Origin of the sequence: Sulfurospirillum tamanense (assembly GCF_016937535.1) — a bacterium.
Lineage (GTDB): Bacteria > Campylobacterota > Campylobacteria > Campylobacterales > Campylobacteraceae > Sulfurospirillum_B > Sulfurospirillum_B tamanense.
Map to the genome: position 1 here is coordinate 115,333 of NZ_JAFHKK010000002.1, position 22,928 is coordinate 138,260.

Sequence of the window (22,928 nt, forward strand, 5' to 3'; positions counted from 1 at the left end):
TTTATGAAAATCGTCGTAGTCGAAGATGATATTAACATGCGTAAATCCCTAGAGATTGCTCTTGGGGAATTCCAAGAATTTCACGTCAAAACCTATAAAAGCGCCACGGAAGCCTTAAAGAAAATGGACACAGAAGTGGACTTGGTTATTACTGACATTAATATGCCAGGCATGGACGGCATCGAATTTGTAAAAGCCTTGGATGGAAAATACGATGTGATTGTCATTACCGGAAACGCCACCTTAAACCGTGCTATTGAATCGGTGCGTTTGGGGGTGAAGGATTTTCTGACGAAACCCTTTGAGATAGATACGCTAGTAGAAGCCATTGTCCGCAATGCAAAATTACGCCAACGGGTGAGGGCTAATCCTGTAGTATCCGCTAAAAGCCCTGAGGGATTTTTAGCAACTTCGCCAGCCCTAAGTAAAGCACTTTCCCTTGCCCAAAAAGCAGCCAAAACCGATGCGAGTGTGTTGCTTTTGGGTGAAAGTGGCGTGGGAAAGGAGCTATTTGCGAGGCACATTCATGCCCACTCTTTGCGTTGCAATGGTCCTTTTGTTGCGCTCAACATGGCAGCCATCCCTGAAAACTTACTAGAGAGCGAATTGTTTGGCTTTGAAAAAGGGGCATTTACTGATGCTGGCACTGCCAAAAAAGGGCAATTTGAATTAGCTCAAGGTGGAACACTGTTTTTGGATGAGATTGGTGAAATGCCCTCCGCACTTCAAGCCAAACTGTTGCGTGTGATTCAGCAACGGGAGATTATGCGCCTTGGCGGTGGAAAGCCTCAGGCGATTGACGTGCGCATTATCTCAGCAACCAATGCTGATATATTGGAAAAAATCGCTTCGGGCTCTTTTCGTGAGGATGTGTATTATCGCCTTAATACCATTCCTTTGCATATTCCACCACTAAGGGCGCGTCTTGAAGAGATAGTGCCCATTGCGGATGCCACATTGGTGCGGGTGAGCGAAGCATATAATTTGGGTGAAAAATCCCTTTCCGCCCAAGCCCAAGCTGCACTTTTAGAGTATCCATGGCCTGGGAATGTGCGTGAACTTATTTCAGTCATTGAGCGTGCGGCGATTTTGAGCGACACAACACAAATTGGGTGTGATGATCTTTTTTTGGAAAGTAGACAAAGTGGTAAAAACATTGATACGATGGAAAAAGAGCTCATCAAGGAGGTATTGGCAAGTGTACAATACGATAAAATAAAGGCGAGTGAACTCTTGGGGATGGGGCAACATGCCCTCGAAACAAAATGTCAAAAATACAACCTGTAAAGGTAACCTATGAAAACATATAATGTAGCAGTTGTTGGCGCCACAGGCGCTGTTGGTGAAGAGCTTTTTCGCGTGATGGAAGAGATGGATTTTCCTATCAAAAACCTTATTCCACTTGCCAGTGCTAGAAGCGCAGGCGAAGAGGTCGAATTTAAAGGTAAGGCCTATAAAGTCATTGAGCTCACTGAAGAGGTTTTTGAAAAATACGAAGTAGAAATCGCCTTTTTTAGTGCTGGTGGCAATATTTCTGCGCACTTTGCAACCCATGCGGCAGAAGCAGGTGCGGTGGTGATTGACAACACAAGCCATTTTCGTATGGATCCTAGCGTGCCTTTGGTGGTTCCAGAGTGTAATCCAGATGCAATTGGACAGTGGAAAGAAAAAGGCATTATTGCCAATCCTAACTGCTCTACTATTCAAATGGTCCAAGTCTTAAAACCCCTAGATGATGTGTTTAATATCACACGTGTTGACGTGAGCACCTACCAAGCAGTAAGTGGTGCGGGAAAAGCCGGCATGGAAGAGCTTGTGCACCAACTTAAAGATTTCTTTGCGTTTAAGCTTGACGAAACCCAAATTGAAACCTTTGCGCATCAAATTGCTTTTAATGTCATTCCGCACATTGATGTGTTTATGGAGAATGATTACACTAAAGAAGAGATGAAAATGGTCAATGAAACCCAAAAAATATTGGGCAAAACCATGGAAATTAGCGCCACTTGTGTGCGTGTGCCGGTTATTCGTAGCCATTCGGAGTCCATCACTATTCATTTTGCCAATGACGTGAACGTGGAAAAAGCTATTCAGGTACTCAAAGAGGCTAAAAACGTGGTGGTACAAGATGAGCCTGAGAAAAACATTTATCCTATGCCAATTACAGCAAGCGACACGGACTTGACCTATGTGGGCCGTATTCGCAAAGACATCAACCGAAGCAATGTGCTACACCTGTGGTGTGTGGCCGATCAAATCCGTGTGGGTGCTGCAACCAACGCCGTGCGTATTGCACAACGTTGGATTGAGCAAGAAGGCTAGACATGATTTTTATTGATGCGTGTTTTGGAAAAAAAACTCCCTATACTCCCGTGTGGATGATGCGCCAAGCAGGGCGCTATTTGCCTGAATATATGCGTGTACGTGCTGAAGCGGGGGATTTTCTAAGCCTGTGCAAAGACCCCAAGCGCGCTTGCGAAGTGACCTTGCAGCCTGTTGATATTTTAGGTGTTGATGCGGCGATTTTATTCAGTGATATTTTGGTTGTGCCCATGGAGATGGGGATGGCCTTGCGTTTTGAAAAAGGTGAGGGTCCCGTGTTTGATGCACCTTTAGAAACCAAGGCGCAACTAGAGGCTTTACATGTAGAAGAAGCGGCAGAGAGATTAGAGTACGTGTACGAGGCTATTGGGCTCATTCGTGCCCAGCTTGCACCCGAAAAAGCACTCATTGGATTTTGTGGTGCACCGTGGACGCTGGCTACATATATGATTGAGGGAAAAGGAACAAAAACTTACGCATTGTGCAAAAAGTTATTGTATTCTGACCCTGAATTTATGCATGCCATTTTACGCAAAGTCACCGAAGTGCTTAAGCTGTATATGTCGCGCCAGATTGAAGCGGGTGTTGATGCGGTGCAAGTCTTTGACTCTTGGGCCGCAGCTTTAGAGGAGCCTGCTTTTTTTGAATTTAGCTGGAGCTATATGAAAGAGTTGGCTGCTTATTTAAAAGCAAAATACCCGCACATTCCGGTGATTTTATTTCCCAAAGGTATCAGTGGTTACCTTGATAAAATCGACGGAGAATTTGATGTGTTTGGGGTTGATTGGTCAACACCTATTGAGCTTGCAAAAGAAAAATTGGGCCACAAGTATGTCTTGCAAGGCAACATGGAACCCACACGCTTGTACAGCAAAGAGGCTATTGATGGGGGCATTGAGCACATCGCTTCGGTGATGCAAAACGAACGCCATATCTTTAACCTAGGCCATGGAATTTTGCCCGATATTCCTGTAGAGCATGCCAAGTATTTTATTAAGCGTGTACAAGAGCGCACCAAAGGCTAAGGGTGGATAACCTCACCTTTGGCCCTGTTGTCTCTCGCAGGTTTGGTGTCTCTTTGGGGGTTGATTTAAGCCCCCATGCCAAACAATGCAACTTTGATTGCCTGTACTGCGAACTCTCTCCTGCTAAGCCTGTAGACCGTGCGATTGACGTGCCTCAGGCAAATGCGTACCTCGAAGCCATTGTCTGTGCACTAGAAAAGTACCCCCAGGCTGATTATATTACCCTCACTGCCAATGGAGAGCCAACCCTTTACCCCTATTTGGAAGAGTTGGTTGTGGGGATTAAATCCTTACATGTAAAGCAAAAATTACTCATTTTAAGCAACAGTGCAACCCTTTGTAATGCAAATATCGCGCGCATTTTGAGCACCATTGATGTTGTTAAGCTCTCTTTGGACGCAGCAGATGAAAAAACATTTAAACGTCTTGACCGTCCCTTTAAAGGCTTACATGTAAAGGATATTATTGCTAGCATAGAGGCTTTTTCTCGAATGTATTGTGGAACATTGGTGTTGGAAGTTTTAGTGGTTAAGGGCGTTAATGATACCGAAGCGGCGTTTGATTGCCTCAACGCAGCTATTGGGCGCATTCAACCTGCGCGTGTTGATGTAGGGACCATCGCTAGGCCACCAGCTTATCAGGTGGAGGGAGTTGATGTGGTCACACTGCATGCCTTGGCTGCTCGTATTACAGGGGTTCCTGTGAGTGTAGCTCAAAATGCTTCTTATGCGCAAAAGCATGATTTTGACGAAGTAGGGCTTATGGCACTTTTGGACAAACGCCCACAAAGCATGGACGATGTCAAGTACAGCTTTTCCTCTCGAAGCCAAATCCTGCTAAAAGGCTTGGTCTCAAGAGGAAAAGTACGCATGCAAACGGTTGCGGGAATGGATTTTTACCGTGTTTGAGCGAATTTAAAAGAGAAAGTTATAAACACATTTTGACAAAAACCTAAAAGCTAAAGTAAGCCAATTTCTTTGTAGTATTTTTCAGCGCCAGGGTGTAAAGGGGCTACGATTCCTTCTAGTAAACTTTCTTTAGTAATGGTTTTATAGGCAGGATGAAGTTTTTTGAATTCTTCGAAATTTTCAACAACAGCCTTGGTAAGCGTGTAGACTGCTTTTTCGCTTATTTTATCACTTGTAACCAACACTGCTTTTACGCCAATACTTGGAGTGTCATTGGTAATTCCTCTGTAAAATGAGCCAGAAATAAGCCCCTTGGCATAATAAGGATATTTTTCAGTAAGGGCGTCAATAGGAGCACCCTCAATAGGCACAAGAAAAGCGTCCACGGATACTACCGCATCTTTTATGTTAGCCGCGGGATGACCAAAAACACCAAAATAACCGTCTATTTTGCGATCCTTTAGCATATTGGGCCCTTCTGTGGATTTAAGCTCACTCGAAAGTGCCAAATCGCCCGTTGCAATACCCAGTGCTTTCATGACAATTTCAGCAGTAACTCGCGTACCAGAGCCAGGAATATCGATGTTAATGCGTTTGCCTTTCAAGTCAGACACGCTTTTGATGCCAGATTCTTGACTTACCACAAGTGCAAGCAATTCGGCGTAAATGCCCATAACGGAACGTAAGCCTGCGTATGGGTTGCCTACAAATTTGTCTTCGCCATTAATGGCATGGTGAACAACATCGCTTTGCGCCATACCAAAATCAAGTTCGCCTGCACGAATGGTGTTGACATTGTAAACAGACCCACCAGTAGACTCAACAGAACAGCGAATGCCACTCTCTTTTTTTACTTGGTTTACCAAACGACACACCGCACCCCCTGTTGGGTAATAGGTCCCAGTAACCCCACCTGTGCCAATAGTGATAAATTCAGTTGCATTGGCAGAGCTAAAAAGGGCACCACTAAGCACAATAGAAGCAATTTTTTTGTTCACAGAAGCTCCTTGGGCATGATATTGGTGTTGATGATAGCTTGTGGCTTCTGTGCCCTTACTTAAGATAACCATGAATAAAGCGTCGCACCCAAATTCTTATCAAATAGTCTTGACAAATAAGAACTTTTTGCCTATAATTTCGGTCTCTTTTCAAGGTGTTCCGGATTAGCTCAGCGGTAGAGTAGGTGACTGTTAATCACTTGGCCACTGGTTCGAATCCAGTATCCGGAGCCATTTCTTCTTAATTTCCCATTCCAGTTTTTTTTGTGCGTATCCGTTAAAGCATTCCATGCTACACTGAAGCATCCTTACAAAGGAGGTCTTTATGTGCATTCTTCATCATAGTAACCATGCAAATCCCGTACATGTTTGGTCGAGGCGTGAAAAAATTCCCAAAAAGCATATTCCGTTAAACGAAGCACTCATGAAGCCAGATCCTAACTTTGTGGATGAGCGAAAAGCGGAAAAATCTCCCAAAAAGCATTGGCTTGAGCGGTTTTTTGGCGAATAGACTTTCCTTGTAGTGCGAATGAAAACTTTACGCCTGATTTTGACGCTCGCGCCCCTTTATTCTCAGAGCTTCCTAAACAATCTCTAGGTAAGATGTAATTATCATTTTCCAAGGGAAATTTCCATGTCCGTTATTCTTTGCGCTTCAAAATATCATATTTTATCACACTGGACACAAAATATTGATGAGACAGTAACGGTAGCAAAAAGCCAAAAAGAGTTGCTGGAATTAAGCGCAAAAGAGCACGCTCAAGCGCCAGTCATTTTGCTCGAAGACCGACTCTATGGAGCAGAAATGGGGAAGATTGTGAGTGCAATTCGAGAAGCCAACCCTGCTGCTGGAATCATGGTTCTTTCACCAAACCCTACCTTTCACGGAGGTCAAGAAGCTTTGGCTTCGGGAGTAAATGGCTTTGGCAATGTGTACCTTGCTAAAGGATGGTTGCAAGACGCCCTTGAGGCATTAGCGCAAGGAGAAAATTGGATTTTCCCTCTACAAGAAAAGATTCAAGGTCTTGGCAAGGTAGTGGGTGAAGTGGCTACGTTGGAGGGGAAGCTTTTTGGTGATGGTGGTCGCGTGCTTGATGTGGGTGGGCCTGTTTATGCCCAAGAAACCCTTATGCTAACACAAAGTACCACCCGTGCCACTTTTCAATTTACACAAGGTGTCTCGCTCTCACTCAAAGGCGCAGAGTGCCTTTTTGTGGATGAAAGTGTTTTTTCTTTAACCCCTCACTCACCTTTGCGTAGAACCCGTGAAATTCCTCAAATAAAACCCATTTTTTCTACTTTATTTGAGCGTCCTTTTTATGTAAATGTTGGCAAAGAGAGTTTGGTTGATCCGCGCAGTAGTGAGCTGGCAATGTCTGACACACCATCCCAATATGTTGCGATGTATCCTGTTTATGTCGAAGAAGTTGCGCCTTCAGTAGAAGAGAGTGGTCTTACTTTTGGAGCGTGCGACATTAGGGCAAAGGAGGCATCGGTGATCTCTTTGGTGGGCCGCATTGAAGAGTATGAGATACTTTACCCAAAGAGCCTGCAAGAGACTGTTTTTGTCAACGACTTGGTTCCAGACAGAGATGGAGCTAGAGTGGTTTATCGGCCTATTACAGGTCTAGCTTTTGCAAATGCGACCATTGAGTTGTTTCATACTCCTGCTTCTGATGCGGGGTTGAAAACAAAGCAATTTGGCGCATTTTTAGACTGGATAGAGCCTGCCCAAGGAGCACTAAAGGGGGCAAGTATTATGCTTTGGGGTTATGAACAAGGGGTGGATTATTTGCTTTTTGAACGGGCATGCATCCCTTCGGAAGTGCGCTTTAGTTATGAAATGGATGAGGCGCATATAGGTATTCATTTTTTTGGGGATGCTTCTGTGGAAGCGTATCGGGCTTTGCTTGGTAGCGTGCGCCATGAGGCGAGTAGTATTTCGCGCGGCTCTTTACATGTAAAGGTGGAAGCTTATGGTGTGAAAACTTCATGGGTGCTTTTTGAGGGAGCCATTGATACATAAAGTAACAATATTTTTGAAACTCATTTTTAAATAAATCTTAAAAAATATTCGATTACCCTTTTAAAATTATCTAGATTATTGGATTTTATTCCTGTTTATAGGGCTTTGGTGTGCAATATGGAAAATTCTTCTTTAGACACCTTTTTTTATTTGCACCCTTTGAAACCTTTATTGTCTATTTTTTAGCAGAGCTAATGTCAAATATTTAAGTTTCATTAAAGCCGAATGCGAAATAATGCAACAGAAACAAAAGAACTACTTTTTGTACTACTCATGTAAAAGGATAACAGATTGGCAAAAATGAAACAAGGAGATTCGGTCATCAAGCGTGTTATCCAAAAAAATATGACCAAGCGTGAAATCTCTCAGTTAACCATTAAAATTGATGCCAAGCTCGACCAAGCTCTAGCAACTTTGTCCACCGCACTAGGGGTCTCTAAAAACCGCCTAATTGAAGAGATTTTGACAGAAAGCGGGATTATAAAAGAGGTTGAGGAGAACTATCATGTTTGACATGCCATCAAAAGAAGCTGTTGTAAAAGCTGTGCTTGAGGGTATTGGTGCGGCTAAAGAAAACTACCTCTTTTGGACAAATAACCGATTGTTTCTCTCTTACGGCCCGCGAAAAATCATTACACTGCATATCGCTCAGGCTATTGGTAAAATGGAAAATGCACCCGAGGTTTTTATTGATGCAACGGTGGCAGATATTCTACGGTGCTCCTTGCCAGATCGTACAGGGTATGTTGGATACATGCAGGAAAATAATCTTTCACAAGGAGTATTTAGTATCACACTAGATGCACGCTTTCCTCACCAAGGAGACAATGACTCCATTTCGAAAGTCATCATTTCTGTCAAAAATGGTGTACGTAACGTTAAGTACGAATACCTCAAAGAGATTGAGCGTATTTGCAAAATGCTACGTCCTTCTGGAAGTGCTAGGAGTACACTGGAGTATGGAATTTTTGCTTTTTACGCAGATCTCTCCACGGATGCACGCAAAAAACTACCTGTGCGCATTGATAAAATCATAGAAAGCTTTGATGAGGTTGTGGGTCGCTTTGAAGTGTTGCAAGGGACTTTTGTCAGCTCAGGCGTGCAAACTGTCGAGGGGATGGGTGAGTGGTGTGCGGGATGTTATGTGATTGAACCTCGGTGTTAGCAAACGAGGGCGCCATGGCGTCTTGGTTTGGTGACACGAATACTTATTTTAAGGAGAAACCATGAAGACCATTCTTCCTAAACTCGCCGCATCGGTTGCAGTGAGTTGTGCTCTTGTTTCGGCTGTTTCGGCTGCAGATGTGATTAAAATTGGGGTGCAAGCGCCCATCACGGGTCAGTATGCCAACGAGGGCCAAAGTATTGATTATGGGGTAAAGCTCATTGCTGAACAATTTAATGCCAAAGGCGGCGTGTTGGGTAAAAAGATTGAAGTTATCACTTGTGATGATGAAGCAGCGCCCCAAAAAGCAGCCATTTGTGCCAGACGCCTTGTGAATGAAGGTGTAATGGCGGTCATTGGTTCGTACACCTCAGGAGCAACTGAAGCGGCACAGGCGACTTATTACCGCAATGGTGTGTTGCAAACCAGTGATGGCACCAGTGACTCGTTGACAGAGAAAAAATACTGGACATTCTTTAGAAACTCTTTCCAAAATAGCGCCCAAGCAGAATTTACCGCTGAGTATTTTGTCAATCAGAAAAAATACCAACGCATTGCGCTACTTTCAGACTACTCAAGCTACTCTACAGGTCTTGTGGATGCCGTTGAGGCAGAGCTAAAAGCAAAAGGTGGCAACATTGTATTTAAAGACCGCGTGCGTTCAGGGGCGCAAAACTTTACGGCCGTATTGACGCGCATTAAAGCACTAAACCCTGATGTTATTTATTTTGGTGGGTATTACACAGATGGTGGGCTCATTCGTGCACAACAGCAACAACTTCGCATTGAAGCAGATTTTGTAGGGGGTGATTCCAACGACAACCCTGATTACATGAAACTTGCAGGAAGCAGTGCTGCGGGAACCATTCTTATCAACTTCCCCACGCCTGAGTTTTTGCCTTACGATACCGCTAAACAATTTTTGGCAGATTATCGTGCAAAATATAACCAAGACCCCGCTTCTATTTGGGCGCTTATGAATATTGACGGATTGCTTACTATTTTGCATGCGATGGAAGAGCTTAAAACAGAAGATACTAAAAAGATTTCGGACTATTTGCACACATTGCGTGACTTTCCAGGCATCACAGGTCCTGTTTCTTTCCGTGAAGATGGTGAGCGCATTAACACCAAATTCAACGTGTATGAAATTCAATCTGACAACAGCTACAAAATCATTTTTTAAAAAGTAGGGGCAATGGACGTATTTCTTCAACAATTAGTCAACGGGTTGACCATTGGAAGTTTATACGCATTGGTTGCACTAGGTTACACGATGGTCTATGGGGTAATGAAGCTTATCAACTTCGCCCACGGCGACCTCGTGGCCTTTTCGGCCTTTGCGGGACTGACCATTTACACACAACTTTTTGACGATGGGACAACGTCACTGGTGGCCGTGGTAAGCGTATTTGCCTTTACCGCAGCAGTGATAGCAGTGGTGGGTGTTCTTCTTGAGCGCCTTGCGTATAGGCCTTTACGAACGGCACCCCGCCTGAGCGCTGTTGTATCTGCTTTGGGGGCAGGCTTGGTAATCCAAAACGCCATCATGCTGATTTGGGGCCCAAATATGAAAATTTTCCCCTCTGATCTTTTGCCTTCCACGGTGTATGAAGTGGGTGGCGTGGTATTTACGTTTACACAAGTGATGATTTTAGGGTTTTCTTCGGTGTTGATGGTGGCACTATTTATGTTTATCAACCGTACAAAAATGGGTACGGCCATCCGCGCTGTTGCTATTGACCAAGATGCGGCCAGATTGATGGGCATTAACGTCAACCGTGTCATTATGCTGATTTTTATCATTGGTTCGGCCTTGGGCGCGGTAGCGGGTCTTTTTTTGGGTATTTATTACCGAGGCATTAGTTTTGACATGGGCTGGCAATACGGGCTCAATGCTTTTGTGGCCGCGATTATTGGTGGTATTGGTAATATTCCTGGTGCGATGGCCGGGGGATTGTTGCTTGGGCTTTTTAATGCCATGATTAGCGGCTATTTTTCTAGCCAATGGGCAGAAGCCTTTACCTTTATTTTACTTATCGTTATTTTGATTTTCCGACCAACGGGTATCTTTGGCGAAAAAGTGGCGGAGAAAGTCTAATGAAAAATATTACGTTAACGACAAAAATCGCCATTGGCTTTATGTTGGTTATGGGGTTGTATCCGCTTTTTGCCGATTCGGCGTGGCTTGCCATTGGAACAACTTTTTTGGTTTACGCGTGTGTCGCTTTTTCCCAAGATATCATCTTGGGGCGCGCGGGCGCTTTTAATATGGGCCATGCTCTCTTTTTTGGTCTAGGTGCTTACGCGACAGCTATTTTAAATGTGCATTTTGGGTGGCCTATTTTAGCCACGTGGATTCCTGCGGTGTTGCTACCCGTAGCTGTTTCGGTGCTCTTTATTGGCCCTATTATTCATTTGCGTGGAGACTATCTGCTGGTGGCTACTATTGGGCTTAATATTATCTTTTTGCAACTCTTGGAAAATGATATTTTTGGCCTCACAGGCGGCCCAAATGGCATTTTTGGGATTGATGTGATTGAGGTGTTTGGGGTGGCACTGTTTTCTCAGACGTACATGTACTACCTTGCCTTTATCTTGCTTGCCATCACACTCTTTATCATGCGTTCGTTGGATGGTAGCAAGTTTGGCCGTGCGATGTTTTACATCAACAAAGACGAAGTGGCAGCCCAAAGCATGGGCATTAGCATTCGCTTTCATAAGCTGTATGCTTTTGCCTTGGGTGCAGGAATCGCAGGGGCGGCGGGCAGTATGTTTGCCGTGCAATATTCGGCAGTGAGCCCTGAAGCCTTTAGCGTGATTCAGTCTATTATGTTTTTTACCATTGTGCTTGTAGGTGGTTCGGCATCTTTGCCAGGGGTTTTGATTGGAACCTTTGTGATGTTTGTCTTGCCAGAAATCTTCCGTGAGTTTGAAGAGGCACGGTATTTGGTGTTTGGTATCGCGATGATTTTGACCATGATTTTGCGGCCTCGAGGCATTTGGCCTGTGAAGTTTGGCAATATTCCTGAATTTTTGAAAAAGGGGGTCAAGTGAGCGATTACCTTTTAGAAATCAAAGATGTTTCAAAGTTTTTTGCGGGTCTTGTGGCGATTGACAATCTTTCTATGAAAGTTAAAAAAGGGCAGATTTACGGCATCATCGGACCAAATGGTGCTGGAAAAACCACCTTGTTTAACTGCATTACAGGAATTTATACACCCGAAAAAGGGCAGATTTTATGGAAAGGCAAAGAGATTAAAGGCACCCCGCCCCACAAGATTGCCAGTCTTGGTATTTTGCGCACCTTCCAGACAATTCGCTTGTTTAAAGAGATGAGCGTGGCGGAAAACATCATGTCAGGGCGCCACATCAAGTCCAAACAACGTTGGTACAATGGCCTTATTCATACCCCTGCTTATTATAAAGACGAGCGCGCCAACTGGGAAAGGGTGGGGGAGCTGATGGAGTTTTTTAAACTCAGTGAGTACGCCACCTTGCCCGCAGGCGATTTATCTTACGGCGTGCAACGCAAGATTGAGATGGCCAGAGCCTTGGCTGCAGACCCAGAGCTACTCATTTTGGATGAGCCCGCCGCAGGGCTTAACGAAAATGAAACCTTTGAGCTTACCCAAACCATCCGTAAAATTCGCGAAAGTGGGGTGACGGTGATGATGATTGAGCATGACATGGAGATGGTTATGAGCCTCACCGAATACATCACAGTCATTAACTTCGGCGCAAAGATTAGCGAAGGAGAGCCCAAGTACGTGCAAGATGACCCGGTGGTGGTGGAAGCGTATATTGGTAGTATTGATGATGAGGAAGACGCATGAGTGAAAAACTATTAGACGTGACTAACCTCCATGTGAGCTACGGCGCCATCAAGGCCATCAAGGGGATTTCTTTACATGTAAACCGCGGGGAAGTGGTGACAATCCTCGGGGCAAATGGTGCGGGAAAAACGACCACATTACGCACCCTTAGTGGTTTACTAAAGCCTGTTGAGGGAAGTATTGTATTTGATGGAAATGACATCACCAAAACCCCTCCCCATGAAATTGTCTCCTTGGGCATGAGCCACTCTCCCGAGGGAAGGCGTGTCTTTGGTACCCTGAGCGTGGAAGAAAACCTCATGATGGGGGCGTTTAGTCTCAAAAAATACGATCAAGCAACACTGGATTGGATTTACGAAATCCTCCCTAGACTCAAAGAGCGCACCCAACAGTTGGCAGGAACCCTCAGTGGGGGTGAGCAGCAAATGCTTGCCATCGGGCGCGCCATCATGAGTAAGCCAAAGTTGTTGATTTTGGATGAGCCCAGCTTGGGGCTAGCGCCGGTGCTTGTAAAGGTTATTTTTAAGGCGATTCGCGAGATTGCCAAAAGCGGTGTGACAGTGTTGCTCGTAGAGCAAAACGCAAGGGCGGCACTCAAGCTTGCTGATCGGGGCTACGTGCTTGAACTTGGAAAGATTTCCCATGAAGACACGAGTGAAGCCTTGTTGGGTTCTCAAGCGATTCAAGAAGCGTATTTGGGTAAAAAGCACTAATATCTAAAACCAATAGGCTTTACATGTAAACCCGTTTTTGAAAAAGAACGGGTTTTTTTAGACCTAATTTTCATAAATCAAAAAAAGAAGTACTAAAAGTACTACCAAAAAGGAGAATCCATGAACGCAGCTACTTCCTTAACCCAGCGCGCTATTGCCCTAGCCGAACAATGGCAAAACCGCGCCAGTGAACTTGTCAACGCCCACGACAATAAGTTTCATGTGCAAATGAACACCATGTTAGCCCACCCCGCAGACAAAGTGTTGCTCATCGAGCTGATGGACCAGGCCTTTCGTAGCAAAAATACAAAGCGGGTCGCTAACCAAATAGAATTTTTGTTTGACAAGTACGGCATGGCGCAGTTTTTTACCACGAGTGAGCGGTTTTTGATGTTTATGTTTCGCACCATTGGCGTGCATCTGCCGGACATCTCCATCCCTTTGTTTGTCAAAACCATCCGCAGTGACACAAAAACCGTGGTGTTGCAAGGAGAAGATAGGCCGTTAAATGCGCATTTGGAAAAACGCAAAAAAGAAGGCACGCGGGTCAATGTCAACCTCATCGGCGAGGTGGTATTGGGCGAAGAAGAGGCCAAGGAGCGCATGGAAAAATACCTCCTCGCCCTTGAAAATCCCAATATTGATTATATGTCTATTAAGGTTTCGACTATTTTTTCCCAAATTAATCCTCTGGCTTTTGAGGAGAGTGTGGAGGAGTTAGCCAAGCGCTTGCAAGTGATTTATGCCCAAGCCATGAAGCACAGCATTACCACCCGCGAGGGAAAGCGGCAAAACAAGTTTATCAACCTTGATATGGAAGAGTACCGCGACCTTGCCATGACGTGCGAGGCATTCATGAAAGCGTTGGACAGTGAGGAATTTTTAGGGTTTTATGGCGGGATTGTCATGCAAGCGTATTTGCCCGATTCTCACTTGTGGCAACAAAAGCTGACCCAGTGGGCCAAAGCCCGCGTTGCTAAAGGTGGTAGCCCCATTAAGATTCGTCTGGTAAAGGGGGCAAACATGGAAATGGAAGAGACCGAATCTTCCTTGCGTCACTGGGCGGTGGCTCCGTATGCGCGCAAAGTCGATACGGACAGTAACTACAAGCGCATGGCCCGCTACGCGCTCACACCCGAACATGCCCCATGCGTCCACCTTGGGGCGGCTTCACACAACTTGTTTGAGCTTGCCTATGCGTACGAGCTGGCCAAAGAAAATGGCATGGAGCAGTACTTTACTTTTGAGATATTAGAAGGCATGAGCGAATCTGCCCGTCTAGCCATCCAAGAGATGAGCGGCGAAGTGATTTTGTACGGCCCCACGGCCAAAGCGGAGCAATTTACCAATGCTATCGCCTATTTGGTGCGACGCCTGGATGAAAACACGGGGGTAGAAAACTTTATCCGCTACAGCTTTGGCTTGAAAGTGGGAAGCCCTGCGTGGGAAGAGCAAAAGCAGAAGTTTTTAGACGCCATTGAGAACGAGTCCAACGCCCCTCTTGGGCCAAAACGCTTGCAAAATCGTTTAGAAGAGAACTGGGAGAACTACCAAGGAGGCTCTTTTTCCACCAAAGCCTACCATGGTGAACCCGACACCGATTTTATCTTGCCCGCCAACAAAGCATGGGCGAAGCAAATTCGCGACCAGTGGAAGAAAAACGCAGGCGATGTGCCTACGGTTCGCCCTGTAGTAGTGGATGGCAAAGAGCTGATTGGAGAGCGGAAAAAAGTAGAAGTCAAAGACAAATCCCAGCTTCCTCTTGACGTAGTATGCGGCGTTTATGTGCAAGCCACGGCAGAAGATTTGCACCTTGCAGTTGAGGTAGCGCACCAAGACCCCGATGGGTGGCGCGCTCTTACGCCAGACCAGCGTCATGAAACCCTTTCTCGCGTAGCCAACGTGGTGCGTGCGCGTCGTGGAGACCTCATTGGGGTAGCAGCAGCGGAACTAGGAAAGGTGTTCACTGAAACCGATGTGGAAGTAAGCGAAGCCATTGATTTTTTAGAATACTACACCCACGCAGTGCGTTCTTTTGAGCGTCCAACCCTTACGTGTAAAGGAAAAGGCGTAGGGGTGGTTGTGCCACCGTGGAATTTTCCCATTGCTATTCCTCTTGGGGGTATCGCTGCTTCGTTGGCCGCGGGCAACACAGTCATTATCAAACCCGCGTCCATTGCAGTACTAAGTGCTCATGCCTTGTGTCAGTGTTTTTGGGACGCAGGTATTAGTAAAAACGTCTTGCAAATGGTGCCGTGCGCGGGAAGCGTGGCGGGTGAGCATTTGATTAGCAACGAAAAAGTGGATTTTGTCATCTTAACAGGCGGCGAAGAGACGGCGTATGCCATGCTTGAGACGCGGCCAGATTTGTACCTAAGCGCTGAAACAGGCGGAAAAGACGCGACCATCGTAACCGCGCTGGCTGATCGTGATCAGGCTATCAAAAACGTGGTGCATTCGGCGTTTAGCAACAGCGGACAAAAATGCTCTGCCACTTCCTTGTTGGTTTTAGAAGAAGAGGTGTATCAGGATCCTCACTTTAGAAAAGGGTTGATTGACGCGGCCAAGAGTTTGAGCGTGGGGTCTGTGTGGGATTTTAAAAATCGCCTTAGCACTGTCGCAAATCCTGTTGGTGGAGCGTTGAAAAAAGCTATTGAGACCTTAGAAGAGGGCGAAGAGTGGGCGCTTGAGCCTTCGTTTGTGGAAGGTAACCCTTACTTTCTTTCGCCTTGCATTAAATGGGGCGTGCGACCGGGTGCTTTTACGCACATGAATGAACTCTTTGGCCCAGTACTAAGCGTGATGCGTGCCAAGGATTTAAAAGAAGCCATTGAGATTGTCAACATGACAGGATACGGCCTCACTTCCGGAATTGAGTCATTAGATGCCCGCGAAGTGGCCTATTGGCGTGAGCATATTGGAGCAGGAAACTTGTACATTAACCGTGGCACTACAGGAGCTATTGTGCAACGTCAGCCTTTTGGCGGCATGGGAAAATCTGCCGTAGGTGCGGGGCGAAAAGCGGGGATTCACAATTACGTCACGCAGTTTATGGAATTTGACGAGGTTGCTTTCCCTGTGGTGTCTAACCACCATGCGCACCCGTTGGTGGATGTGGTGAAACAATGGAAAAGCGACGCCCAAAAAGGCATTCATGGGCAATTTTTAGACCAGTTTGAAAAACTAGAAGCGGCGATTTGCAGTTATGTTGAGCAGCACGAAGTGGAGTTTTCCAAAGAGCACGATTATGCAAAAGTGCGTGGTGAGGATAACCTTTTCCGTTATCTCCCTCTTTCAAACGTAGCACTTCGGGTAACCAAAGAAGACACCTTATTTGAAATCCTAAGCCGTATTTTGGCGGCCAAAGTAAGCCGCGTGGCCTTACATGTAAGCGTAGAGGCTGAGCTTGAGCGCGACACGGTATCGTTCTTGTTTGAAAATAAGGAACGTTTACTAGAGACGGGAGATGGGATTGCTCGGGAAGATGATGGGCAGTTTATAAAAAGTGCCAAGGGAGCGCAACGCATTATATACGCTAGTGCTAAACGTGTTCCTGCTGCCATTTTTGCCCATGCGGCCAAAACAGCTACCTTCGTGGTGCGTCAAAAACCCCTCATGGACGGACGGTTGGAGCTTTTAAATTACCACCAAGAACAAAGCATCTCCCATAGCTACCACCGCTATGGAAACTTGGGTGCGCGGGGGTTATAATCCTCGCGCTTAGGCTTACATGTAAAGAAATGTAAGCCTATTTGAGTTTTTCTAGAAGGCTTTGACTTAGCTCTAGGGTTTCTTTGTTTTTTTGAACACCGCTGCTATTTTCTTCGATTTTAGATTTATTTTTTTCAATCTTTTCTTTGTTGGCCCTAATGGCTTCTCGGTTAAGCTCAATCAACTCTTGAAGCACGGCAACACGACGTTCGTATTTGGTGACAAGATAATAAATAAGATAGACCAAAACAGCGACAATAACCCATTCAAACATGCGAAAATCCTTTCAGAAACATTTTTAAAAGTATATCGAACTTCCAAGGCTTATTCCATAATAGAAAAGAAATAATTTTTTTGAATGCCTTTGCACTGAATTTCTTCGATTTTTAGCCCCTCAAAGGCAATGGCTTGAAACGCTTCTTCGGTTTGCGGTTGCAAAAGTGCAAGGGTGCGTGCCACCTTACCTCGCCACGCCTTTGCCCAATGGCTGACAACCTTGCCTTCTTTAAGAAAAATTAACCGCACATAAGGCTTATTGGGGAGGTAAAATTTCTCATAAAACCCTGCGCGAAGGTCAACCACGAAGTGGTCTTCCAAGAAAGCATCAAGCACGGGTGTGACATGGGGCTTGTATAAAGTTTCTGTAGCAAGACCCTCAAGGGTTTGGCCTTGTTTGAGTTTATAATAAGGTAAGGTATCACCACCTAGCAAAGGTCCAAAAAGATTGGAAAAGATAATTAAATGGTTTTCCAAAAAATGCAAAGCATCAGCAGGAAGAGAGGCAGGGTCTAGGTAAGTGTATCCAACGCCTGTGTAACGCAAAAGTGCTTTTTGGGTGTGGGCAGATAAAGGATTAGCATCTTTTAGTGCTTGTATTTCATCTGCTTTTTTCACGCCAAAAAGAGCCGAAAGAGAAGCGCTTGATGCATTTTCTAAAAGAGAAAGGTAACGAGAAAGGGCCAAATCCCTTGGCGTTGAAAGTTCGGGAAACGCAAGGGAAAACCTTTTGGCAATGGGCGAATCTGGGTTTTTAGCTTCGCTTGGTGAAAAAAGAATATACATGTAAAACCTCTTATAGAGTGCGTTAGAAAAAGGTATTGTAATCAATTCCTCCTAAAGAAGCCACAAAACTCTTGACTTGAAAAATCTTTTGAGATATAATTTCACCTCACAAAACGGGTGCCGGCGTAGCTCAGTTGGTAGAGCAACTGCCTTGTAAGCAGTAGGTCGGGGGTTCGAGTCCCTTTGCCGGCTCCATTTTTGTAACAGTGTTTGACCAGATTATGTTGTGGCAAGTCCACGGTGAGATACTCAAGTGGCCAACGAGGGCAGACTGTAAATCTGCTGGTTTTTACCTTCGAAGGTTCGAATCCTTCTCTCACCACCATTATTTTTTGCCACATGCGGGAATAGCTCAGTTGGCTAGAGCATCAGCCTTCCAAGCTGAGGGTCGCGGGTTCGAGTCCCGTTTCCCGCTCCACGGTATTTTACTGGGAGCTGTATATAGAATCTTCGTATATTCTACAGACTGCTAACAGGGCCGATTTGGAGCTCAAACGTACTGTGTTACATTTTGATAAATTCTGTTTAGTGCTCATATGGCTCAGAGGTAGAGCACTTCCTTGGTAAGGAAGAGGTCGTGGGTTCAAGTCCCACTATGAGCTCCACCTTTTATCAATTATGTATCACACAAAAGGTCTTTGGTTGCCAAAGACATGGTCAGCAACACATTAACATCTAAAAACCACACGGAGGAAAAGATGGCTAAAGCTAAATTCGAAAGAAACAAGCCCCACGTAAACATTGGTACTATTGGTCACGTTGACCATGGTAAAACAACACTCACAGCAGCAATTTCAGCAGTTCTTGCAACAAAAGGCCTATGTGAATTTAAAGATTATGACGGTATTGACAATGCTCCAGAAGAGCGCGAGCGTGGTATTACCATTGCTGCTTCACACATCGAGTACGAAACAGAAGGTCGCCACTACGCACACGTAGACTGCCCAGGCCACGCCGACTATGTTAAAAACATGATTACTGGTGCTGCGCAAATGGACGGCGCTATCTTGGTTGTTTCTGCAGCAGATGGCCCAATGCCACAAACCCGTGAGCACATTCTTCTTTCTCGCCAAGTAGGTGTTCCTTACATTGTTGTTTTCATGAACAAAGCGGACATGGTTGATGATGAAGAACTTCTTGAGCTTGTAGAGATGGAAATTCGTGAACTTCTTTCTATGTATGACTTCCCAGGTGATGATACACCTATCGTAGCAGGTTCTGCGCTTAAAGCTTTGGAAGAAGCAAAAGCTGGAGCACTTGGCGAGTGGTCAGAAAAAATTCTTGAATTAATGGCGCAAGTTGATGCTTTTATTCCTGAGCCCGCACGCGACACCGATAAAGACTTTTTGATGCCTGTAGAAGACGTATTTTCTATCGCAGGACGCGGTACGGTTGTAACAGGTCGTATTGAAAAAGGCACTATCAAAATCGGTGAGACAGTAGAAATCGTTGGTATTCGTGATACACAAACAACAACCGTAACAGGTGTTGAAATGTTCCGCAAAGAGATGGAGCGTGGCGAAGCTGGCGATAACTGCGGTATTTTGCTTCGTGGTACGAAAAAAGATGATGTTGAGCGCGGTATGGTTCTTTGTAAGCCAAAGTCTATTACACCTCATACAGAATTTGAAGGCGAAGTGTATATTCTTAGCAAAGACGAAGGTGGACGTCATACACCATTTTTCAACAATTACCGACCACAATTTTACGTACGTACAACGGACGTAACAGGTTCTATTACACTTCCCGAGGGAACAGAAATGGTAATGCCAGGCGATAACTTGAAAATCAATGTAAAATTGATTGCTCCAATCGCCCTTGACGAAGGTACGCGCTTTGCGATTCGTGAAGGTGGACGAACCGTTGGTTCAGGTGTTGTTTCTAAAATCATTAAGTAATTTTTAGGCACAGGACATCGTCCTGTGCTGCTCCTTAGAAGGAAATTTTATGCGTATTAAAATCGGACTTAAATGTGTAGAAACAGGTGATATTAACTACACAACAACCAAAAATAGTAAGACAATGACTGAGAAGTATGAAACAAAAAAATACTCTCCGCGACTTAAAAAACATACGACACATAAAGAAGTCAAACTTAAAAGTTAAATTCCTTTTTTGGAATTTAACCTTTTTAGGGCAATAGCTCCAATGGTAGAGCGCCGGATTCCAAATCCGATTGTTGGGGGTTCGAGTCCCTCTTGCCCTGCCACCAAAGGATAGTATTTATGGAAAAGCTGACAAGTTATATCAGACTCTCTCGTGCAGAGCTAAGCAAAGTAATTTTCCCAATTAAAGAGCAGATTCGTAACGCTTTTATCTCTGTTTTTGTTGTGGTGACTGTTATTTCGCTTTTTTTGGCGCTGATTGATGTCATTATGTCTTTTACGCTTTCAGCACTGGTTTAGGAAAAAGCATGGCACATAAATGGTATGCAATTCAGACCTATGCTGGCAGTGAAATGAGTGTCAAGCGTGCACTTGAAACAATGATACGCGATAATGAACTTGGTGAGCAACTTAAAGAAGTGATTGTGCCCACAGAAGACGTGATTGAAGTCAAAAATGGCAAGAAAAAAATCACTGAACGAAGTTTGTATCCAGGCTATGCTTTTGCTTATATTGATTTAGATACTGCGTTGTGGCACAAGATTCAGTCGTTGCCAAAAGTAGGAAGATTTATTGGTGAAGCAAAAAAACCCACGCCTTTAAGTGAAAAAGATATTACATCCATTTTGGAAAAAGCACAGAAAAAAGGTGCTCCGAAACCAAAAATATTTTTTGAAGAGGGTGAAAGTATTCGCATTACAGAAGGCCCTTTTGCAAACTTTACAGGTATTGTGGAAGAATACGACATGGAGCATGGAAAATTACGTCTTAATGTTTCTATTTTTGGACGTAGTACACCAGTAGAAATTATGTATTCACAAGTTGAAAAAATAGTTTAATTTTATAAAAGGAAGAACGGATGGCTAAGAAAGTAATTGGCGAAATTAAACTCCAGATTGCAGCTGGAAAAGCAAATCCATCGCCACCAGTAGGTCCTGCACTTGGACAAAAAGGTGTCAACATCATGGAATTTTGTAAAGCGTTTAACGAAAAAACAAAAGACCTTATGGGATTTAAAGTACCTGTTGTTATTACTGTATATGCAGATAAAAGCTTCACCTTTATCACTAAGCAACCCCCTGTTTCTGAACTAATTCTCAAAACAGCTGGAATTAAAAAAGGTGCAGACAACCCACTTAAAAACAAGGTTGGTAAGCTGACTCAGGCGCAGGTTATGGAAATTGTTGATCGAAAAATTGTTGATATGAACACTACCGATAAAGTTGCAGCGGCAAAAATTGTATCGGGTAGCGCACGAAGTATGGGTGTCGATATTATCGACTAACATTTTCCCTATACCGCCGGGGTAAGGCGGAAGCACATTAATTGCGGAGACTACAATGGCAAAAAAAGCAAAACGCGTTGAAGAACTACTAAAAAAAATTGACTTACAAAAGTTATACAGTGCAACCGAAGGTGTTGCGACTGTTAAGACACTTGCTTCAGCAAAATTTGATGAAACAGTAGAAATTGCACTAAAACTAAACGTAGACCCACGCCATGCAGACCAAATGGTGCGTGGCTCGGTAGTTCTACCTGCTGGAACAGGAAAAAGTGTTCGTGTTGCGGTTATCGCAAAAGACATTAAAGCTGATGAAGCTAGAGCCGCTGGTGCAGAGATTGTTGGCGCCGAAGATTTGATTGAAGATATTCAAGCGGGCAAAATGGATTTTGATGTTTTGATTGCAACACCAAACTTGATGGGTTTGGTGGGGAAAGTGGGTCGCACACTTGGACCGAAGGGATTGATGCCAAATCCAAAAACAGGAACTGTTACTATGGATGTGGCCAAGGCTGTTGAAAATGCCAAAGGCGGACAAGTCAATTTCCGTGTTGATAAACAAGGCAATATTCATGCAGGTATTGGTAAAGTCAGCTTTAATGAAGAGCAACTTATGGATAACTTTTTCACATTTGTCCGTGCTATTAATAAACACAAGCCTTCTGCTGCAAAAGGTAAATATATCAAGTCTGCGGCACTTTCTTTGACAATGAGTCCATCTCTTAAGCTTGATCCACAAGAATTAATTGATTTAAAATAATGCTAAAAATACGTTAATCTTTGATTGGAGACAGTAGAGGCGCAAGCTTAATTTAGGCATTCCCTAGCTCTACTTGAAATCACCAGTCGGAAAGGAGAGAAAGTTGACACGACAAGAAAAAAAAGAAGTTATCAGCGCGCTAACCGAAGCGTTTAAATCTTCCGACGCCGTTGCCGTATGTGAGTATAAAGGACTTAAAGTTTCTGAACTTGAAGTTTTACGTGCTAGTGCAAAAGAAGCAGACGTGAGTGTGCGTGTTGCAAAAAACACGTTGGCTTCAATTGCTTTTAAAGAAGCCGGAATTGATGGTTTTGAACTAAAAGATACCAATATCTTTATTTGGGGCAAAGACCAGTTGGCTGTTGCAAAAGTAGTTGCTAAGTTCGCCGAAAAAAGAGATTTATTTGTTATTAAATCTGCTTATATTGACGGCGAAGTTACAGATGCTGGCAAAGTTGTTGCATTGTCTAAAATGCCATCACGCGATGAGCTTATTGCAATGTTGCTTCAAGTATGGAAAGCGCCGATCGCGAATTTTACTATCGGCTTGGATGCTCTACGAGCAAAAAAAGAAGAATCTGCATAAGCAATTAACCACTAGGAGAAAGATACCATGGCTATTACAAAAGAAGACGTACTTGAGTACATCTCTAATCTTACCGTTCTTGAATTAAGTGCTCTTGTTAAAGAGTTTGAAGAAAAATTTGGCGTTTCTGCTGCCCCTGTTATGATGGCTGGTGGCGCAGGTGTTGCTGCTGAAGCTGTTGAAGAAAAAACAGAATTTGATGTAATTCTTAAAGATGCTGGCGACAAAAAAATCAACGTTATTAAAGTGGTACGTGCACTAACGGGTCTTGGCTTGAAAGAAGCTAAAGACGCAGTTGATGGCACTCCTTCAACTATTAAAGAAGGTGTGAGCAAAGACGTTGCAGAAGATGCAAAAAAACAGCTTGAAGAAGCTGGCGCAAGCGTAGAGCTTAAGTAACTTTATCTATTTTTCTGGGCAGCAGTGAAG

The 22,928-nt window shown here is 44.4% G+C and carries 25 protein-coding genes and 6 tRNA genes; 28 read left to right on the forward strand and 3 right to left on the reverse strand.

Annotated features, from left to right (window positions below; all coding sequences use genetic code 11):
- The first annotated feature begins 3 nt into the window (after positions 1–3).
- The 4 genes from JWV37_RS01685 to JWV37_RS01700 are packed head-to-tail and all read left to right on the forward strand — an operon-like array spanning position 4 to position 4,255.
- On the forward strand, positions 4–1,287 hold the full coding sequence (locus tag JWV37_RS01685; RefSeq protein ID WP_205457920.1) for a sigma-54-dependent transcriptional regulator: 1,284 nt from the start codon (positions 4–6) through the stop codon (positions 1,285–1,287).
- Positions 1,288–1,296: 9 nt separating this feature from the next.
- Positions 1,297–2,322 carry an aspartate-semialdehyde dehydrogenase gene (locus JWV37_RS01690; RefSeq protein WP_205457921.1) on the forward strand — a complete coding sequence of 342 codons (1,026 nt, stop codon included), beginning with the start codon at positions 1,297–1,299 and terminating at the stop codon, positions 2,320–2,322.
- A 2-nt stretch (positions 2,323–2,324) separates the two neighbouring features.
- On the forward strand, positions 2,325–3,347 hold the full coding sequence (hemE, locus tag JWV37_RS01695; RefSeq protein ID WP_205457922.1) for a uroporphyrinogen decarboxylase: 1,023 nt from the start codon (positions 2,325–2,327) through the stop codon (positions 3,345–3,347).
- Positions 3,348–3,349: 2 nt separating this feature from the next.
- Entirely contained in the window at positions 3,350–4,255 is a 906-nt protein-coding gene (locus JWV37_RS01700) for a radical SAM protein (RefSeq protein WP_205457923.1), read from the forward strand.
- A 50-nt stretch (positions 4,256–4,305) separates the two neighbouring features.
- Here the strand turns inward: JWV37_RS01700 and JWV37_RS01705 are convergent, their stop codons facing one another.
- Positions 4,306–5,253 (reverse strand): TAXI family TRAP transporter solute-binding subunit, encoded by a 948-nt coding sequence (locus JWV37_RS01705; RefSeq protein WP_369407634.1) that lies wholly within the window; start codon positions 5,251–5,253, stop codon positions 4,306–4,308.
- A 159-nt stretch (positions 5,254–5,412) separates the two neighbouring features.
- Between JWV37_RS01705 and JWV37_RS01710 the strand changes: the two genes are divergently transcribed.
- The 11 genes from JWV37_RS01710 (at position 5,413) to JWV37_RS01760 (ending at position 16,704) form a co-directional block, all read left to right on the forward strand.
- Positions 5,413–5,487: transfer RNA gene (locus tag JWV37_RS01710), tRNA-Asn, on the forward strand.
- A 91-nt stretch (positions 5,488–5,578) separates the two neighbouring features.
- Positions 5,579–5,764 (forward strand): hypothetical protein, encoded by a 186-nt coding sequence (locus JWV37_RS01715; RefSeq protein WP_205457925.1) that lies wholly within the window; start codon positions 5,579–5,581, stop codon positions 5,762–5,764.
- A 123-nt stretch (positions 5,765–5,887) separates the two neighbouring features.
- The gene (locus JWV37_RS01720) at positions 5,888–7,279 is read left to right on the forward strand and encodes a hypothetical protein (protein WP_205457926.1); all 1,392 of its coding nucleotides are present in this window, start codon (positions 5,888–5,890) and stop codon (positions 7,277–7,279) included.
- Between the two features lie 300 nt (positions 7,280–7,579).
- The gene (locus JWV37_RS01725) at positions 7,580–7,792 is read left to right on the forward strand and encodes a hypothetical protein (RefSeq protein ID WP_240331959.1); all 213 of its coding nucleotides are present in this window, start codon (positions 7,580–7,582) and stop codon (positions 7,790–7,792) included.
- Positions 7,785–8,444 carry a hypothetical protein gene (locus JWV37_RS01730; protein ID WP_205457928.1) on the forward strand — a complete coding sequence of 220 codons (660 nt, stop codon included), beginning with the start codon at positions 7,785–7,787 and terminating at the stop codon, positions 8,442–8,444. The genes JWV37_RS01725 and JWV37_RS01730 overlap by 8 nt, the downstream gene beginning before the upstream one ends.
- Before the next feature lie 61 nt (positions 8,445–8,505).
- On the forward strand, positions 8,506–9,630 hold the full coding sequence (locus JWV37_RS01735) for a branched-chain amino acid ABC transporter substrate-binding protein (RefSeq protein ID WP_205457929.1): 1,125 nt from the start codon (positions 8,506–8,508) through the stop codon (positions 9,628–9,630).
- Between the two features lie 12 nt (positions 9,631–9,642).
- Positions 9,643–10,545: a branched-chain amino acid ABC transporter permease gene (locus tag JWV37_RS01740; RefSeq protein ID WP_205457930.1), complete on the forward strand. Its 903-nt coding sequence runs from the start codon at positions 9,643–9,645 to the stop codon at positions 10,543–10,545.
- Positions 10,545–11,501, forward strand: coding sequence for a branched-chain amino acid ABC transporter permease (locus JWV37_RS01745; RefSeq protein ID WP_205457931.1), 957 nt, complete (start codon positions 10,545–10,547; stop codon positions 11,499–11,501). Before JWV37_RS01740 ends, JWV37_RS01745 begins: the two co-directional genes overlap by 1 nt.
- Positions 11,498–12,280 carry an ABC transporter ATP-binding protein gene (locus tag JWV37_RS01750; RefSeq protein WP_205457932.1) on the forward strand — a complete coding sequence of 261 codons (783 nt, stop codon included), beginning with the start codon at positions 11,498–11,500 and terminating at the stop codon, positions 12,278–12,280. The genes JWV37_RS01745 and JWV37_RS01750 overlap by 4 nt, the downstream gene beginning before the upstream one ends.
- Complete coding sequence (locus JWV37_RS01755; protein ID WP_205457933.1) at positions 12,277–12,993, forward strand: ABC transporter ATP-binding protein; 717 nt, start codon at positions 12,277–12,279, stop codon at positions 12,991–12,993. The genes JWV37_RS01750 and JWV37_RS01755 overlap by 4 nt, the downstream gene beginning before the upstream one ends.
- A gap of 120 nt (positions 12,994–13,113) precedes the next feature.
- Positions 13,114–16,704, forward strand: a complete 3,591-nt coding sequence (locus JWV37_RS01760) for a bifunctional proline dehydrogenase/L-glutamate gamma-semialdehyde dehydrogenase (RefSeq protein ID WP_205457934.1) — start codon at positions 13,114–13,116, stop codon at positions 16,702–16,704.
- Positions 16,705–16,741: 37 nt separating this feature from the next.
- Here the strand turns inward: JWV37_RS01760 and JWV37_RS01765 are convergent, their stop codons facing one another.
- Positions 16,742–16,978, reverse strand: a complete 237-nt coding sequence (locus JWV37_RS01765; protein ID WP_205457935.1) for a hypothetical protein — start codon at positions 16,976–16,978, stop codon at positions 16,742–16,744.
- Positions 16,979–17,028: 50 nt separating this feature from the next.
- Entirely contained in the window at positions 17,029–17,766 is a 738-nt protein-coding gene (locus JWV37_RS01770; protein WP_205457936.1) for a YaaA family protein, read from the reverse strand.
- A gap of 119 nt (positions 17,767–17,885) precedes the next feature.
- On the opposite strand from JWV37_RS01770, the gene JWV37_RS01775 reads away from it, so the two are divergent.
- From JWV37_RS01775 to rplL, 13 genes are all read left to right on the forward strand, one after another.
- Positions 17,886–17,961 (forward strand) — tRNA-Thr (locus tag JWV37_RS01775).
- Between the two features lie 44 nt (positions 17,962–18,005).
- Positions 18,006–18,091, forward strand: a tRNA-Tyr gene (locus JWV37_RS01780).
- A 16-nt stretch (positions 18,092–18,107) separates the two neighbouring features.
- A tRNA-Gly gene (locus JWV37_RS01785) sits at positions 18,108–18,184 on the forward strand.
- 112 nt (positions 18,185–18,296) lie between these two features.
- Positions 18,297–18,371 (forward strand) — tRNA-Thr (locus JWV37_RS01790).
- 93 nt (positions 18,372–18,464) lie between these two features.
- The gene (gene tuf / locus JWV37_RS01795) at positions 18,465–19,664 is read left to right on the forward strand and encodes an elongation factor Tu (RefSeq protein WP_205457937.1); all 1,200 of its coding nucleotides are present in this window, start codon (positions 18,465–18,467) and stop codon (positions 19,662–19,664) included.
- A gap of 49 nt (positions 19,665–19,713) precedes the next feature.
- Positions 19,714–19,872 carry a 50S ribosomal protein L33 gene (rpmG, locus tag JWV37_RS01800; RefSeq protein ID WP_205457938.1) on the forward strand — a complete coding sequence of 53 codons (159 nt, stop codon included), beginning with the start codon at positions 19,714–19,716 and terminating at the stop codon, positions 19,870–19,872.
- Between the two features lie 27 nt (positions 19,873–19,899).
- A tRNA-Trp gene (locus JWV37_RS01805) sits at positions 19,900–19,975 on the forward strand.
- A 16-nt stretch (positions 19,976–19,991) separates the two neighbouring features.
- Positions 19,992–20,171, forward strand: coding sequence for a preprotein translocase subunit SecE (gene secE / locus JWV37_RS01810; protein WP_205457939.1), 180 nt, complete (start codon positions 19,992–19,994; stop codon positions 20,169–20,171).
- 8 nt (positions 20,172–20,179) lie between these two features.
- Positions 20,180–20,710, forward strand: a complete 531-nt coding sequence (gene nusG, locus JWV37_RS01815; RefSeq protein WP_205457940.1) for a transcription termination/antitermination protein NusG — start codon at positions 20,180–20,182, stop codon at positions 20,708–20,710.
- A 20-nt stretch (positions 20,711–20,730) separates the two neighbouring features.
- Positions 20,731–21,156, forward strand: coding sequence for a 50S ribosomal protein L11 (gene rplK, locus JWV37_RS01820; RefSeq protein ID WP_205457941.1), 426 nt, complete (start codon positions 20,731–20,733; stop codon positions 21,154–21,156).
- A gap of 55 nt (positions 21,157–21,211) precedes the next feature.
- Entirely contained in the window at positions 21,212–21,913 is a 702-nt protein-coding gene (gene rplA, locus JWV37_RS01825) for a 50S ribosomal protein L1 (protein WP_205457942.1), read from the forward strand.
- A gap of 103 nt (positions 21,914–22,016) precedes the next feature.
- Positions 22,017–22,499: a 50S ribosomal protein L10 gene (gene rplJ / locus JWV37_RS01830; RefSeq protein WP_205457943.1), complete on the forward strand. Its 483-nt coding sequence runs from the start codon at positions 22,017–22,019 to the stop codon at positions 22,497–22,499.
- 27 nt (positions 22,500–22,526) lie between these two features.
- Positions 22,527–22,898, forward strand: a complete 372-nt coding sequence (gene rplL, locus JWV37_RS01835; RefSeq protein ID WP_205457944.1) for a 50S ribosomal protein L7/L12 — start codon at positions 22,527–22,529, stop codon at positions 22,896–22,898.
- Positions 22,899–22,928: the final 30 nt, after the last annotated feature.